This window comes from Aeromonas sp. MaB10011B, from assembly GCF_017939325.1.
GTDB classification, from domain to species: Bacteria; Pseudomonadota; Gammaproteobacteria; order Enterobacterales; family Aeromonadaceae; genus Aeromonas; species Aeromonas caviae.
The window spans coordinates 18,888-35,223 of sequence record NZ_JAGKRK010000089.1; the positions used below are offsets into that span (position 1 = coordinate 18,888).

At 58.9% G+C, this 16,336-nt stretch carries 12 protein-coding genes; 9 read left to right on the forward strand and 3 right to left on the reverse strand.

All coding sequences use genetic code 11. The annotated features are described in order from the left end of the window. Positions 1–121: 121 nt before the first annotated feature. Complete coding sequence (locus tag J9893_RS20465) at positions 122–319, reverse strand: DUF4250 domain-containing protein (RefSeq protein ID WP_005323525.1); 198 nt, start codon at positions 317–319, stop codon at positions 122–124. Between the two features lie 234 nt (positions 320–553). Between J9893_RS20465 and J9893_RS20470 the strand changes: the two genes are divergently transcribed. Then, on the forward strand, positions 554–1,033 hold the full coding sequence (locus tag J9893_RS20470) for a cell division inhibitor (RefSeq protein WP_010674896.1): 480 nt from the start codon (positions 554–556) through the stop codon (positions 1,031–1,033). A gap of 73 nt (positions 1,034–1,106) precedes the next feature. Then, positions 1,107–1,253: a hypothetical protein gene (locus J9893_RS20475; RefSeq protein WP_171865436.1), complete on the forward strand. Its 147-nt coding sequence runs from the start codon at positions 1,107–1,109 to the stop codon at positions 1,251–1,253. 119 nt (positions 1,254–1,372) lie between these two features. On the opposite strand, the gene J9893_RS20480 is transcribed toward J9893_RS20475, so the two are convergent. Then, a complete protein-coding gene (locus tag J9893_RS20480) occupies positions 1,373–2,896 on the reverse strand; it encodes a fumarate hydratase (protein ID WP_010674897.1) in 1,524 nt (507 codons plus the stop codon). 210 nt (positions 2,897–3,106) lie between these two features. Between J9893_RS20480 and pabB the strand changes: the two genes are divergently transcribed. The 3 genes from pabB to J9893_RS20495 all read left to right on the forward strand — a co-directional run bounded on the left by pabB (position 3,107) and on the right by J9893_RS20495 (position 6,601). Beyond that, positions 3,107–4,477 (forward strand): aminodeoxychorismate synthase component I, encoded by a 1,371-nt coding sequence (pabB, locus tag J9893_RS20485; RefSeq protein WP_050498229.1) that lies wholly within the window; start codon positions 3,107–3,109, stop codon positions 4,475–4,477. Between the two features lie 43 nt (positions 4,478–4,520). After that, a complete protein-coding gene (locus J9893_RS20490; protein WP_029314598.1) occupies positions 4,521–5,087 on the forward strand; it encodes a CoA pyrophosphatase in 567 nt (188 codons plus the stop codon). A 215-nt stretch (positions 5,088–5,302) separates the two neighbouring features. Next, on the forward strand, positions 5,303–6,601 hold the full coding sequence (locus J9893_RS20495) for a serine/threonine transporter (RefSeq protein ID WP_113978762.1): 1,299 nt from the start codon (positions 5,303–5,305) through the stop codon (positions 6,599–6,601). A gap of 740 nt (positions 6,602–7,341) precedes the next feature. Here the strand turns inward: J9893_RS20495 and sstT are convergent. Then, complete coding sequence (gene sstT / locus J9893_RS20500) at positions 7,342–8,592, reverse strand: serine/threonine transporter SstT (protein WP_010674901.1); 1,251 nt, start codon at positions 8,590–8,592, stop codon at positions 7,342–7,344. Positions 8,593–8,924: 332 nt separating this feature from the next. Between sstT and J9893_RS20505 the strand changes: the two genes are divergently transcribed. The 4 genes from J9893_RS20505 to J9893_RS20520 all read left to right on the forward strand — a co-directional run bounded on the left by J9893_RS20505 (position 8,925) and on the right by J9893_RS20520 (position 16,169). Next, positions 8,925–10,847, forward strand: a complete 1,923-nt coding sequence (locus tag J9893_RS20505; protein WP_052815758.1) for a RecQ family ATP-dependent DNA helicase — start codon at positions 8,925–8,927, stop codon at positions 10,845–10,847. Positions 10,848–11,419: 572 nt separating this feature from the next. Beyond that, entirely contained in the window at positions 11,420–13,342 is a 1,923-nt protein-coding gene (locus J9893_RS20510; RefSeq protein WP_010674903.1) for a PrkA family serine protein kinase, read from the forward strand. Between the two features lie 24 nt (positions 13,343–13,366). Then, on the forward strand, positions 13,367–14,638 hold the full coding sequence (locus tag J9893_RS20515) for a YeaH/YhbH family protein (protein ID WP_113978760.1): 1,272 nt from the start codon (positions 13,367–13,369) through the stop codon (positions 14,636–14,638). Between the two features lie 10 nt (positions 14,639–14,648). After that, positions 14,649–16,169 (forward strand): SpoVR family protein, encoded by a 1,521-nt coding sequence (locus J9893_RS20520; RefSeq protein ID WP_039040868.1) that lies wholly within the window; start codon positions 14,649–14,651, stop codon positions 16,167–16,169. The last annotated feature ends 167 nt before the right edge of the window (positions 16,170–16,336 follow it).

Below are 16,336 nucleotides of genomic sequence, written 5' to 3' on the forward strand. Positions count from 1 at the left end.
CTGTGACTGAAAATACGTGAAAATAACCGCCGGCTAGGGAGAAATTGAAAGCGCTTTCAATTCACACCCCCTCGTCAGGTAATAAAAAGGATGCCCCAATCGGAGCACCCTTTGATTTCAATTAACCATGTGCCTTGAACTGATTGCTCATAGGGTCGTAGTGATACCCGATCTGTTGCAGACGGGTAGCCAGCTGATCTTCTGTCATGTCGTAGTAAGCCAGCAGCTCTTCCAGACCATCACACTCCAGCCGCAGCTTCTCGTTGATGATCCCGAGCAGAATGTTCGCATCCAGTCGTTGCAAGGTACTAACGTCCATCTCGCTCCCTCCTCTCCCTATACAGGACTGTATAACCATGAGCGCCGACCCGAAGTTTGTCTACAGGTTAAAAAACACCCTGTATAAGGAAGATATAAATATCCTTTTTAATCATGTAGTTAAACTCATTTCCTGTTAATCGGCTCACACTTTTAGCCACAAATGACTTGTCACTCCTTGCGAACAGAACTACTGTATGCGCATACAGCATGGTTATTCATACAGGAACGACATATGAGCCAGCCCCTGAATCTTTGCCCCCCCTCCTCCTCTGCCGGTCTGATCACCACCTGGCCCACTCGCCATCAGAGCAAGATGGGACAAGAGCAGCGGCGCGGCCCTCTCCATCAGGAAGCGCCGCTGCTGGATGCCCTGGGGCAACTGAGTCAGTCTGACAGTGGCTGGATCCTGCTCGTCGCCCCGCCCGGTCTGCCCGCCGCCGCGCAATTGCAGGCCAGAGGGATCAATCCTGCCAGGGTGCTTGTCGTGCACGCCCCCAAGATCAAGAATTGGCAGCGCCTGCTGGAGCAGAGCCTGATCAATGGTCACTGCGCCGCCGTGCTGACCTGGCTGCCCGAACAGGTCGCCCTGGACCGGAGCACATTGAGCACCCTGGGCCAGCGTGCCGGTGTCCTGACCCGCTTCTTCGAGCCCGCAACCCCTCTGGGTGGGGCACTGAGCTACGGCGGCCAGGATATCTACCTGAACCACTGATCGCCCCTTCGGCGTGACAGCCAATGCGCCGGCATTGCCCACCGGGTTATCCAGGCTTCCGACCCGGGATGCCATGGCGACAAAGACAAAGCAGCACAGCAGCACAGCAGCACAGCAGCACAGCAGCACAGCAGCACAGCAGCACAGCAGCACAGCAGCACAGCAGCACAGCAGCACAGCAGCACAGCAGCACAGCAGCACAGCAGCACAGCAGCAGTAAATTTGCTCAGGCCCAGACCGTCAAATGGGGCCCGCAAAAAAAGGCGACCCGAGGGTCGCCTTTCAACATGCTGCTGTACGGGGGCTAATCGCCCTCCGTTTGCATCGAAGTCCGATTGATCAAGCCAGCTTGGTCTCCAGCTCGGCAATTTTGGCGGACCAGTAGGCCGGGCCGGTCTCGTGGATGTTGTTGCCCTGGGAGTCGACCGCCACGGTGACCGGCATGTCTTCCACCTCGAACTCGTAGATGGCCTCCATCCCCAGATCGGCAAAGGCCACCACGCGCGCCTTCTTGATGGCTTTCGCCACCAGATAGGCGGCGCCGCCCACCGCCATCAGGTAGACAGCCTGGTGCTGCTTGATGCTCTCGACCGTCTTGGGGCCGCGCTCGGACTTGCCGATCATGCCGATGAGGCCGGTTTCTCCCAGCATCATGTCGGTGAATTTGTCCATCCGGGTGGACGTGGTGGGGCCAGCCGGGCCGACCACCTCGTCACGCACCGCATCGACCGGGCCCACGTAATAGATGAAGCGGTTGGTGAAATCGACCCCTTCCGGCAGTCCTTCACCTTTTTTCAGCATGTCGGCGATGCGCTTGTGGGCGGCGTCGCGGCCGGTCAGGATCTTGCCGGAGAGCAGCACGGTATCACCGCTCTTCCAGCTGGCAAGCTCTGCCTTGGTGATGCCATCCACGTTGACCCGGCGCACATTGCCACCGGACTCACGGGTGATCTCCGGCCAGTCTTCCAGCCTGGGGGGTGTCAGCTCCGCCGGGCCGGAGCCATCGAGTTCGAAATGCACGTGACGGGTGGCGGCGCAGTTGGGGATCATCACCACGGGCTTGGAGGCGGCGTGGGTCGGTGCGGATTTCACCTTCACATCCAGCACCGTGGTCAGGCCGCCCAGCCCCTGGGCACCGATCCCGAGCTTATTGACCTTGTCATAGAGCTCGACCCTCAGCTTCTCTTCGGTGGTCTCGGGACCACGGGCAATCAGCTCCTGGATGTCTATGTGCTCCATCAGAGCTTCCTTGGCGAGCACCGCCGCCTTCTCGGCGGTGCCGCCGATGCCGATGCCGAGCATGCCGGGCGGGCACCAGCCAGCCCCCATGGTCGGCACCGTCTTGAGCACCCACTCCACGATGTCGTCGGAGGGATTGAGCATCACCATCTTCGATTTGTTTTCGGAGCCGCCGCCCTTGGCCGCGATACTCACTTCCACCTTGTTGCCCGGGATCATGTCGATGTGCACGACAGCGGGGGCATTGTCTTTGGTGTTCTTGCGGCTGCCGGCCGGATCCGCCAGCACGGAGGCGCGCAGCGGGTTGTCCGGATTGGTATAGGCGCGGCGGGTGCCCTCATCCACCATCTCCTGGACCGTCATGTCGCTGTCCCACTGTACCTGCATGCCGATCTTGACGAAGCAGGTGACGATACCGGTGTCCTGACAGAGCGGGCGATGACCTTCGGCAGACATGCGGGAGTTGATCAGAATCTGGGCCAGGGCATCTTTGGCGGCCGGGTTGATCTCGCGGTCATAGGCGGCCTTGGCGGCCTGCACGAAATCGAGGGGGTGGTAGAAGGAGATGTACTGCAGGGCGTCAGCAATGGAATCGATAAAGTCCTGTTTTCTAATGATGCTCATATCATCCTCACTGGTCCTTGTTATCGCTTGCGCGAGCAAGGGCTTCCATATGAGCCGGGCCTTCGGCAGGTGGCAAATGCACCTGGAGCCGGCAGACTGCGGCGTGTTTTTATAACGGTGTTTTTCTTAAAAATGCCGGCGGCCATGATACGCTTGACCACCCGAACCGGCTAGGGAGCCGGGCGCAAACTGTTGCCTATGTAACAAAAAATGAAACCAAGACTGCATATCCACCATTTCGACCCGCAGGCCTCGCTCCACACCTGGTTTGCCTGCCTGCAACACCAACCCTGGGCCATCCTGCTGGAATCCGCCGGCCCCCTGGGGGCTGACAACGGTTTTGACATCATCAGCGCCGATCCGCTTGCCACCCTAGAAACCCGGGGTACCAGCACCTGCCTCACCCAGGATAACCACCAGCACCATCATGACGGCGATCCCCTCGCCCTGCTCGCCAAGACCCAGCAAGCCCTGCTTGGGGAGCGCGTTGAGGATGACTCGGGATTGCCGTTTATCGGGGGAGCCCTGGGACTCTTTGGCTACGATCTGGGCCGACGATTCGAGCGTCTGCCCGCAGTGGCGCAACAGGACATCCAGGTGCCCGACATGGCGGTCGGGATCTACGACTGGGCGCTGCTGCGAAATGTCGCGACGGGACACTGGCAACTGGCCCACTGGGGTGATGAAGCCGGCCTCGCCCGCAGGCTCGACTGGCTGATGGCGCAGCGCGAACGAACCACCCTCCCCCTTCGCCTGACCGGCCCCTGGCAGAGCAACATGACGCGGGCCGAATACGGAGACAAGTTTGCCCGTATCCAGGCCTATCTGGCGGCGGGGGATTGTTACCAGATCAACCTGACCCAGCGCTTCAGCGCCCCTTATCAGGGGGATGAATGGTCCGCCTATCTCGCCCTGAGCGCCGCCAACAAGGCGCCGTTCTCCGCCTTTGTCCGCCTGCCGCACAGCGCCATTCTGAGCCTCTCCCCGGAGCGTTTCCTGCTGCTCGACAAGCGCCATATCGAGACCAAGCCCATCAAGGGCACCCGGCCTCGCCACCCTGATCCCGCCCAGGATGCCAGGGTGGCCGAGTCGCTCGCCAGCGCCGACAAGGACAGATCGGAGAACCTGATGATCGTCGATCTGCTGCGCAACGACATCGGCCGGGTGAGCCGGCCGGGGTCGGTCACGGTCCCGCACCTCTTTGCCGTGGAATCCTTCCCGGCGGTGCATCATCTGGTTTCCACCATTCACGGAGAACTGGATGCGCGCTGGCAAGAAGTGGATCTGCTGCGGGCCTGCTTCCCCGGCGGCTCCATCACAGGGGCTCCCAAGATCCGGGCGATGGAGATCATCGAGGAGCTGGAACCGGTGCGGCGCAATGCCTACTGCGGCAGCATCGGTTATCTGAGTCAGCACGGAAGGATGGATACCAGCATCTGCATCCGTACCCTGATCGCCGAAGCCGGTCAGCTGCACTGCTGGGCGGGGGGCGGCATCATCGCCGACTCCGATCCCGACGCCGAATATCAGGAGACCTACGACAAGGTGGCCCGCATCCTGCCACTGCTCGATGCCCTTTGACCCCATCCGGCCCTGCGGGGCCGACACAAGGAGACCCATGGAGATGACGAGTGCCGAGCTGCTGACCCGCTTTTTGCTGCAGCGCCCCGCCCCCGCCCATCGCCTGGCACTGGCCGGGCTCAAACCTGCCGCCGTGTTGATCCCCCTGGTGGAGCGCCCCGAGGGCCTGCACCTGCTGCTGACGCGCCGCAGCGCCGCCCTGCGCCACCACCCGGGGCAGATCAGCTTTCCCGGCGGGCGCCAGGACCCGGAAGACCGGGACCTCATTCACACCGCGCTCAGGGAAACCGAGGAGGAGCTTGGCATTCCCCCCTCCCAGATCCGGATCATCGGCAGCCTCACCCCTCTCAATACCGTCTCACGCTACGATGTGCTGCCGGTCCTCGCCATGCTCGACCCAGGCTACGGGCTGACCCTGAGCCAGGACGAGGTGGCCCAGGCCTTCGAAGTCCCCCTCGCCCACGTGCTGGATCCGGGGCAGCACATAGCCCTGAGCCTGCCAAGGGCGGACGGACGTCACACCATCTATTGGATCCCTTGGGAGCAATCTTTCATCTGGGGGGCCACTGCCAGCATGATCCGCCAGCTTGCCCAACACATCTCGACATAACATTTCGACAACATGATGAGGTGGGAAATTATCCAGTTAACATTCAAATAACACTGCATTTGATAAATAAATTTTGATTTTTTATTCTTTTGATCACATTTATACAAGAAAGTACGGGTTTTAGCCGCACAAAGGTGAATTTGATCAACATTTTTGATTAAAAAGAAAGTATTCTTGCGCCGACTAATTAAAACCACACATTCGGGGTGAGACACATGTCCAATACTGTCACTGGCGCACAGGATGTTGCAGCCGCACAGGAGCAAGGAATCAGCTCGGTCCAATCTCGCGGTTGGAGTAAACAAGACACCACCTGGGTGATCAGCCTGTTCGGTACCGCCGTCGGTGCAGGTATCCTGTTCCTGCCCATCAACGCCGGCATGGGTGGCTTCTGGCCGCTGGTAGTGATGGCGCTGCTGGTCGGCCCCATGACCTACCTGGCACACCGTGGTCTGGCGCGCTTCGTGCTCTCCTCCAAGCAGCCCAATGCCGACATCACCCAGGTGGTGGAAGAGCACTTCGGCGTGGGTGCCGGTAAATTGATCACCCTGCTCTACTTCTTTGCCATCTACCCCATCGTGCTGATCTACGGCGTGGGCATCACCAACACGGTGGAAAGCTTCCTGGTCAACCAGTTGCAGATGACGCCGCCCCCGCGCTGGATCCTCTCCATCGTGCTCATCATGGCCATGATGTCCGTGATGCTGGCTGGCGAGAAGCTGATGCTGAAAGTGACCGAGTTCCTGGTCTATCCGCTCATCGCCATTCTGGCGGGTATCTCCCTGTACCTGATCCCGGACTGGACCGGTGCGGCCCTGAATGAAATGCCGAGCACCAAGGATTTCGCCACCACCCTGTGGCTGACCATCCCGGTGCTGGTGTTCTCCTTCAACCACAGCCCGGCCATCTCCAGCTTCGCCCTGGCTCAGCACCGTGATCACGGTGAGCATGCCGTCGCCAAGTCCGACGCCATCCTCAAGCGCACCGCCATCATTCTGCTGGGCTTCGTGATGTTCTTCGTCTTCTCCTGCGTGATGAGCCTGACGCCGGCCCAGCTGGCAGAAGCCAAGTCCCAGAACATCGCCGTGCTCTCCTACCTGGCCAACCAGCATGCGAGCCCCATCATCTCCTACTTCGGTCCGCTGGTTGCCTTCGTGGCCATCGTCTCCTCCTTCTTCGGCCACTATCTGGGTGCCCGTGAAGGTCTGAAAGGGATGATCGTCCAGAACATGCGCAGCTCCGGCAAGGCACCGAACCACAAGAAAGTGGAGCTGTTCATCATCGCCTTCTTCATCCTGACCCTGTGGGGCGTGGCCGTGATCAACCCCTCCATCCTCGGGATGATCGAATCCCTGGGTGGCCCCATCATCGCCACCATCCTGTTCCTCATGCCCATGTACGCCATCAAGCGCGTTCCGGCCATGGCGAAATACCAGGGTCAGATCAGCAACGTCTTCGTGGCGACCATGGGCCTTATCGCCATCTCCGCCATCCTTTATCAACTGGTCGGCTAAGCCTTCCTGCGATACCGTCGGGCCAGCATCTGGCCCGGCGCCTCCCACAGCCCGGCAGATCTCCTCTGCCGGGCTGTGTTCGTTGTGATCATAAGGTACTGGGCTCAGATGATCAGAGCCCCCTGCCCTCAAATCAGAGACAGCCCTTTCACCCACTCTCTTTCCCCTTGGTGACAGCTTGCCGCTCATATTCCTTCCCCAATGACACACGACCAAGACGTACTGTGTTATCCCGTCATCTGCTGCGCGCCATCGGCCTTGCCAGACAGAACACCAGAGCCCTTGTCCTTACCAGGAACGCCCGCTCTTCGGGGTTTAGCCCAGAGAGCCGACACCCCCACCCAATGGAGCCTTTCTTCAAGGTACTCAGGGAAAGTACCGGCTACAGGGCGCAGGCAAACCGCCGAGAGGGCCTTGACCGGGCTTCCCGTACAGCGTCCGAAGAGCAGATGACCCCTTCGGTCACCAGAGGGGATGTCACACGCCGCCATGCTGACAGCACAATCAGCCCGATATGCCCGGCGAATGCAGCGCCGGGCACGTTTGTACAGGGAATGGCTTGTTGGCGGTGGCGAGAACACGTAAGGCAGCCAACGGGCCCCTCCCGAGAAATCACACAGGGGGATCCGAGCACTGTCAGTGCCATGACACGGCGAGAAGGTGCAGGGCGCCTGACGCGCGCGCAAATAAAAAGCGCCCTCCGAAGAGGGCGCCTGTGCAGAGCGGAAAGTCTGAGGGGATCAAGCTTCGCGGCTGGGGACCGGGGCGGCATCCAGCAGGCTCTCATCCTCGGCCATGCAGGCCGCCGCAGTGAACAGCACGTCGGTGGAGCTGTTGAGGGCCGTTTCGGCGGAATCCTGCAACACCCCGATGATGAAGCCAACGGCCACCACCTGCATGGCGATGTCGTTGCTGATACCGAACAGGCTGCACGCCAGCGGGATCAGCAGCAGGGAGCCGCCCGCCACACCGGAAGCGCCACAGGCACTGATGGTGGCGACGACGGAGAGCAGAATGGCGGTTGCCATGTCCACTTCCATCCCCAGGGTATGCACCGCCGCCATGGAGAGCACGGTAATGGTGATGGCGGCGCCGGCCATGTTGATGGTGGCCCCCAGCGGGATGGAGACCGCATAGGTGTCTTCCGGCAGGCGCAGCCTCTCGGCCAGGGCCATGTTGACCGGAATGTTGGCGGCGGAGCTGCGGGTGAAGAAGGCGGTCACACCGCTCTCTTTCAGGCAGGTCAGCACCAGGGGATAGGGGTTGCGCTTGATCTTCCAGAAGACGATGAGCGGATTGACCACGAAGGCGATGAACAGCATGCAGCCGATCAGTACCACCAGCAGCTGGGCATAGCCAAACAGCGCATCGAAGCCGGTTTCAGCCAGGGTGGAGGCAACCAGGCCCAGGATGCCGAGTGGAGCGCAACGGATCACGGCCTTGACGATGGCGGAAACCCCGTGGGACACATCGGAAATCAGTGATTTGGTGCTCTCATTGGCGTGACGCATGGCGATACCAAGGCCGATGGCCCAGGCCAGGATGCCGATATAGTTGGCTTCCAGCAGTGCTTTCACCGGGTTGGTCACCACGTTGAACAGCAGGGTCTGCAGCACTTCCGTGATGCCCCCCGGCGGCGTGATCTCGGTAGCGCCTGCCACCAGATGCAGGTTGGAGGGGAAGAGGAAGCTCGCCACCACTGCCACGGCAGCCGCCAGGAAGGTACCCAGCACATAGAGCAGCAGGATCGGTTTCATGTTGGTCTTCTGACCCTGCTTGTGGCCGATGATCGCCGACATCACCAGCACGAAGACCAGCAGCGGCGCCACGGCCTTCAGGGCGCCGACGAACAGGCTGCCGAGCAGACCCGCCGCCTTGGCCCACTCGGGCATGAACATCGCAAGAAGGATACCGAATACCAGACCGACTAGGATCTGGCTAACCAGACTGGTGCTGTTGACCAGTCGAATGAGGGGGTGTTGTTGTGTCATCAAGTAGTCCCTGTGCACTCATGGTGCGTGAATCATTAGTCCTGTTGGCAACCAGCCCCGCGCATTGGCACCGGTCCGTTGACGGTGACGCCGTGGGCAGCTCTTCTGGTGGATCTGTCCCGTTCGCGTGGGGTTGCGGACAAGAATATCCCATCTGCCATGGTTTTTTTCCACATAATCACTGAAAAATATCAGGGTTACCTCACAAAAAATCTACAACAATGTGATAACACAATATCAACCACGGTCAAAATGTCACCAAACCAGTCCGATCATCGGCCACCACTGGGCCAGAAGTGATATGATGACGCCCTTTTTCAGGGAGCCTTGCCATGATCACCTCTTTATTGACCCGACACTTCGGCTTTGATCGCTTGCGGCCCGGGCAGGAAGCGGTGATCAGTCGTCTGCTGGCCGGCAAGAGCGCCGCAGCCATCTTCCCGACTGGCGCGGGGAAATCCCTCTGTTATCAATTGCCCGCCCTCGCACTGCCCCACCTGACCCTGGTCATCTCTCCCCTGCTGGCCCTGATGCACGATCAGCTCGCCTTTTTGCGCAGCAAGGGGATCGCCGCCGCCACTCTGGACTCCAGCCAGACAGCGGAAGAGAGCCGGCGCGTGATGCAGCAGGCCAGCGATGGCAAGCTCAAGATCCTGATGATTTCGGTGGAGCGCCTCAAAAATGAGCGCTTTCGCCGCTTCATCGCCCACATCCCCCTGTCACTGCTGGTGGTGGACGAGGCCCACTGCATCTCGGAGTGGGGCCACAACTTTCGCCCCGACTACCTCAAGCTGCCGGATCATCGCCGTGAACTGGCCATTCCCCAGGTGCTGTTGCTGACCGCCACCGCCACCCCGGCCGTCATGGCGGACATGCAGGCAAAATTTGCCATCGACCGGGACGATCTGGTGGTCACCGGTTTCTACAGACCCAATCTGGATCTGGCCGTCCTCCCGCTGGCCGGCAGTGCCCGCGATACATGGCTGCGCGAGGAGCTGCACCGGAATCCGGCCGCCCCCACCATCGTCTACGTGACTCTGCAACACAGCGCAGAGCAGTGCGCCGCGCAGCTACAGGCCAGCGGCATCCGGGCATGCGCCTACCATGCGGGGCTCGATCCCGCCCTGCGCAGCCAGATCCAGCATGACTTCATGGCTGGCAGACTCGACTGCATCGTGGCCACCATCGCCTTTGGCATGGGCATCGACAAGGCCGACATTCGCCGGGTCATTCACTACGACCTGCCCAAGTCCATCGAGAACTACAGCCAGGAGATAGGCCGCGCCGGACGTGACGGGCTTCCCTCCCGCTGCACCGTGCTGGCGAGCCGCGCCCAGTTGCCGGTACTGGAAAACTTCGTCTATGGGGATACGCCGGACAGGGACGCCATCGCGCACTTGCTCGATATCGTGCGCCAGAGCGGCGCCGAGTGGGAATTCAGCCTGCTGCGCCTCTCCAACGAGACCAACATTCGCCAACTGCCCCTCAAGACCCTGCTGGTCTATCTGGAGATGGCGGGGGTCATTGCACCGGCCTACAGCTACTTTGCCGAGTACCGTTTCAGGTTCGTACTGGAAAAACAGGCGATCCTCGCTCGTTTCAATTCCGAACGCCGCCAGTTCCTGGAGCAGGTCTTTGCCTGCGCCCCCCAGGCGCGCACCTGGTGCACCATTGACTTCGAGGCGCTGTGGCAGGGATATCAGGGAGAACGCCAGCGCGCCGCGGCGGCGCTGGACTACCTGCAGCAGCAGGGTTGGATCGAGCTTGAAAGCAAGCAGATGACCGAGCTCTATCGGGTGCTGAGCCAGCAAATCGATACCGTGACCCTGGCCGAAGAGCTGCATGGATTGTTTGAAAAGAAAGAGCAGAGCGAGCTGGCCCGCCTTCAGGCACTGCTGGCCTTTTTCACCTCGACCACCTGCCTCAGCCATGAGCTTGCCCGCTATTTTGCCGACGACGCCGCCCCCGAGCGCTGCGGGCACTGTTCCGTCTGCCGGGGAGAGATCGCCGTGTTGCCGCCGTTGCCATCACCGGGCTTGCCCAACGAGCACGGTTTGCGCGCCTGGTGCGATCCGCTGATCGCCCTGTGCCATCAGCGCCATCCCAGGATCCTGACCCGTTTCCTGTGTGGCATCGCCACCCCGCTGACCACCCGTCTAAAGGCCAGGGATCTGGCCGGTTTTGGCCAGTTGGCGAACCATCCCTTCGCCGAGGTGCTGGCGGTGGTGTCAGCCCTCTATCCCGCCGAATCCTGAGCTTGCAGGTTTGGCGCCGTTCAGGCGCTGAAAAAATAAGACCCTCGCGGATGCGAGGGTCAAGCCAACGGAAACGTGCTTAAACAGAGCTTAGTATCTGCACAATCACCCACTCTCTTGCTAAAGCGATGACTGCTCGACACAGGACCAATCTAGAGCAGCCAGAATGTAGCGTCAATGTAAAAATTAGAGCAAAAGCACCAAGCAAGTAACATTACGTTGACGTAAGCGACACGTCTTTTTACCCTCTATTCCCTGCCGCCCTTGCCCTTGCTGGCACCGCCCCCTGACAAAACAGAGCGTCACCATTTTCTCCCTCTGGCACACAAAGATTTATTTTTTATGTCTTTGACATTTGCATCACTGTCGTGGCAAAAATAATTTAACAGTCAGTAACATAGGTATGTCACTTACTGCTTCTTCCCGCACGAGGATCGGGAAGCTCCCGCACAAACTTAAACCAATGATGGCGATGGATTACTGGGGGCTGTTGACTAGGCTTAAGAGGTAAACAGAACAAAAGTAGTGATCCACTCTTTTTCAGGGCAAGCGACTATAACGAGGGCTAAGTTATGGGCATCTTCGAGCACTATCAACAGCGGTATGAGAAGGCCAGAGAGGAGGAGTACAGCATCCAGGAGTTTCTGGATATGTGCAAACAGGACAAATCCTGCTACGCCTCTGCCGCCGAACGTCTGCTGACCGCCATCGGCGAGCCGGAAATGATCGACACCTCGACCAATCCACGTCTCAGCCGTCTCTTTTCCAACCGCGTCGTCGCGCGTTATCCCGCTTTCAAAGACTTCTATGGCATGGAAGAAGCCATCGAACAGATTGTCTCCTATCTCAAACATTCCGCTCAGGGTCTGGAAGAGAAGAAACAGATCCTCTATCTGCTCGGACCGGTTGGCGGCGGTAAATCCTCGCTGGCAGAGAAACTCAAATCCCTGATGCAAAAAGTGCCCATCTATCGCATCAAGGGCTCACCAGTGAATGATCACCCCTTCTGCCTGTTTGACATCGACGAAGATGGCGAAATCCTCGAGAAGGAGTACGGCATCCCTCGCCGTTATCTGCGCCCCATCATGTCTCCCTGGGTCGCCAAGCGCCTTCACGAGTTTGGCGGCGACATCACCAAGTTCAAGGTGGAGAAGGTGAACCCCTCCATCCTCGATCAGATCGCCATCGCCAAAACCGAACCGGGGGACGACAACAACCAAGACATCTCCTCCTTGGTCGGCAAGGTCGATATCCGCATGCTGGAACACTTCGCCCAGGATGATGCCGATGCTTACTCCTACTCCGGTGCGCTATGCAAGGCAAACCAGGGGATGATGGAGTTCGTCGAGATGTTCAAGGCCCCCATCAAGGTGCTGCACCCGCTGCTGACGGCGACGCAAGAGGGGAACTACAACGGTACCGAAGGGCTCTCCGCCCTCCCCTTCGACGGCATCCTGCTGGCCCACTCCAACGAATCCGAGTGGCAGCAGTTCCGCAACAACAAGAACAACGAAGCCTTCCTCGACCGTGTTTACATCGTCAAGGTGCCCTACTGCCTGCGCGTCTCGGAAGAGGTGAAGATCTATGAAAAACTGCTGTTCAACAGCGAGCTGACCGAGGCCAAATGCGCACCGGGTACTCTGGAGTTGCTGGGCCAGTTCTCGGTGCTGTCGCGGCTCAAGGAGCCGGAAAACTCCAGCCTCTATTCCAAGATGCGAGTCTATGACGGCGAGAGTCTCAAAGACACGGATCCCAAAGCGAAAAGCTATCAGGAGTACCGGGATTATGCGGGGGTTGACGAGGGCATGAACGGCCTTTCCACCCGTTTCGCGTTCAAGATCCTCTCCCGTGTCTTCAACTTCGACCACGCGGAAGTGGCAGCCAACCCGGTGCACCTCTTCTATGTGCTGGAGCAGCAGATAGAGCGCGAGCAGTTCCCGCAAGAGCTGCACGATCGCTATCTGGAGTTCATCAAGGGTTACCTGACTCCGCGCTACGTCGAGTTCATCGGCAAGGAGATCCAGACCGCCTACCTCGAGTCGTATTCAGAGTACGGTCAGAACATCTTCGATCGCTACGTCACCTACGCCGACTTCTGGATCCAGGATCAGGAGTATCGTGACCCAGAAACCGGCCAGCTGTTTGACAGAGCGTCTCTCAACAGCGAGCTGGAGAAAATTGAAAAACCTGCCGGGATCAGCAACCCGAAAGATTTCCGCAACGAAATCGTCAACTTCGTGCTGCGTGCCCGGGCCAACAATGCAGGCCGTAACCCCAACTGGACCAGTTACGAGAAGCTGCGCACCGTGATCGAGAAGAAGATGTTCTCCAACACGGAAGAGCTGCTGCCGGTTATCTCCTTCAACAGCAAAACCTCGGCTGAGGAGCAGAAGAAGCACGATAACTTTGTCGAACGGATGATGGAGAAAGGCTACACACGTAAACAGGTGCGGCTGCTCTCCGAGTGGTATCTCAGGGTACGCAAGTCATCCTGACCCTGCCGTGTTCAAGGGGGAGTTATGGCGCATTTTATCGACCGCAGGCTCAACGGCAAAAACAAAAGCGCTGTCAATCGGCAGCGCTTCATCCGCCGCTACAAGAAGCAGATAAAACAAGCGGTCTCGGATGCTGTCTCCAAGCGCAGCATTCAGGACGTGGACAAGGGTGAGAGCATCAGCATCCCGACCAAGGACATCGGGGAACCCCATTTTCATCAGGGTCATGGCGGCAAACGGGAGATGGTGCATCCAGGCAACGACCAGTTCGTATCTGGTGACAAGATTGACCGGCCCAAAGGGGGTGGCGGCGGCCAAGGGAGTGGCGAGGGCCAGGCTTCGGATCAAGGAGAGGGAGTCGATGATTTCGTCTTCCAGATCTCCAAGGACGAGTACCTGGACTTGCTGTTCGAGGATCTGGAGCTGCCGCGGCTGCAAAAGACCCAGCTCAACCAGCTGATGGAGATGAAGACCTATCGGGCCGGCTACACCTCCAACGGGGTGCCTGCCAACATCAACGTGGTGCGCTCCCTGCAAAATTCGCTGGCGCGGCGCATGGCGCTGCAGGCAGGCAAGAAACGTCAGTTGTGTGAACTGGAGGAGCGCCTGGCCCAGCTGGCTTGCGAGCCCAACGACCATTTCGCCGAAATGGCGCAACTTGAAAAAGAGATCAGGGAGCTGAAACGACGCATCGATGCGGTCCCCTTTATCGACACCTTCGACCTCAAATTCAACAACTTTGTCAAACGGCCCGTCCCCTCGAGCCAGGCGGTGATGTTCTGCCTGATGGACGTCTCCGGTTCCATGGATCAGGCTACCAAGGAGATGGCCAAGCGTTTCTATATCCTGCTTTATCTATTCCTGAGCCGGACTTACAAGAATGTCGAGGTGGTCTACATCCGCCACCACACCCAGGCCAAGGAGGTGGACGAGCACGAGTTCTTCTACTCCCAGGAGACCGGCGGCACCATCGTCTCCAGTGCGCTCAAGATGATGAACGACATCATCAACGAACGTTATCCCGCCAACCAGTGGAACATCTATGCGGCGCAGGCCTCTGATGGTGACAACTGGGCCGATGACTCACCCCAGTGCAGGGAGATCCTGATGCGCGACATCATGCCGCGGGTGCGTTACTACTCCTACATCGAGATCACTACCCGCGCCCACCAGACCCTGTGGCACGAATATGAGGCGGTGGCAGAGCAATACGCCCACTTCGCCATGGAGCACATTCGCAAGGTCGAGGACATTTATCCGGCGTTCCGGGAATTGTTCAAGAAGCAAGCGGCTTGAGGGATCACATATGGTAGAAACCGCAAGAAAGATAGCGCCGCTGGACGATGGTCCTGACTGGAACTTCGATCTGCTGGAGCTTTATCACCAGGAGATAGCCCGGGTCGCCAAATTCTATCGGCTCGACACCTATCCCAACCAGATCGAGGTGATCACTGCAGAGCAGATGATGGATGCCTACTCCAGTGTCGGCATGCCCATCGGTTATCAACACTGGTCATTCGGCAAGCGCTTTATCCACACCGAGCGCAACTACAAGCGCGGCCAAATGGGACTGGCCTACGAGATCGTCATCAACTCGGACCCCTGCATCGCCTATCTGATGGAAGAGAACACCATGCCGATGCAGGCGCTGGTCATGGCCCACGCCTGCTATGGTCACAACTCCTTCTTCAAGAACAACTATCTGTTCAAGGCCTGGACCGATGCCTCCTCCATCATCGACTACCTGTTGTTTGCCAAGAACTACATCACCGAGTGCGAGGAAAAACACGGCATCGATGCGGTGGAGAAACTGCTTGACTCCTGCCATGCCCTGATGAACTTCGGGGTGGATCGTTACAAGCGGCCCCAGAAGATTTCTCTGGCCGAGGAGAAACGGCGCCAGAAGGCGCGGGAAGATTATCTGCAAACCCAGGTCAATGAGCTGTGGCGTACCCTGCCCAAGCAGCACAAGATTGCCGGGGTGGAAGACAGGCGCTATCCTGCCGAGCCTCAGGAGAACATCCTCTATTTCATCGAAAAGAATGCCCCCCTGCTCGAGCCCTGGCAGCGCGAGGTGGTGCGTATCGTGCGCAAGATCAGTCAGTACTTCTACCCGCAGAAGCAGACGCAGGTGATGAACGAGGGCTGGGCCACCTTCTGGCACTACACCATTCTCAACCACCTCTATGACGAGGGAAAAATCAGCGATCGCTTCATGCTGGAGGTACTGCACAGCCACACCAACGTGGTCTATCAGCCCCCCTACAACAGCCGGTATTACTCGGGGATCAACCCCTACGCCCTTGGCTTTGCCATGTTCACGGACCTGCGTCGCATCTGCGAACACCCGACCGAGGAGGACAGATACTGGTTCCCCGATTACGCTGGCACCAACTGGGTCGAGACATTGCATTTCGCCATGCAGAACTTCAAGGACGAAAGCTTCATCAGCCAGTTCCTCAGTCCCAAGGTGATGCGCGACATGAAGCTCTTTGCCATCGATGACGACGATCTGAAGAACTACCTCAAGGTGTCCGCCATTCACAATGAAGAGGGCTACCGACTGGTGCGTAGCACCCTGTCCGCTCAATACAACCTGAGCAACCTGGAGCCCAACATTCAGGTCTACAACGTGGCAGTGAAAGGCGATCGCTCCCTGACCCTGCGCTATGTTCCCCACAACCGCATCCCCCTTGGCGAGTCACGCCACGAGGTGCTCAAGCATCTGCATCAGCTGTGGGGCTTCGATGTGGTGCTGGAGCAGGACAATGGCGAGCTATCCGCAGATATCATCGGCCGTTGTCCGGACCGCAAGAGCATGACCTGACGTCAGTGCCGGGCATAAAAAAAGGTTCTTCGCGGGATCCTGGGAAAGTGGAAGTTGACAGACAGGGTGCTGGTAAACTGGTTGTCGCCAAACACACCACCACCATCACCCTGCTGTCGCCGTGCATCATATTGATATTGCCTCCTTCTGGCCAGGTTATACCGTCA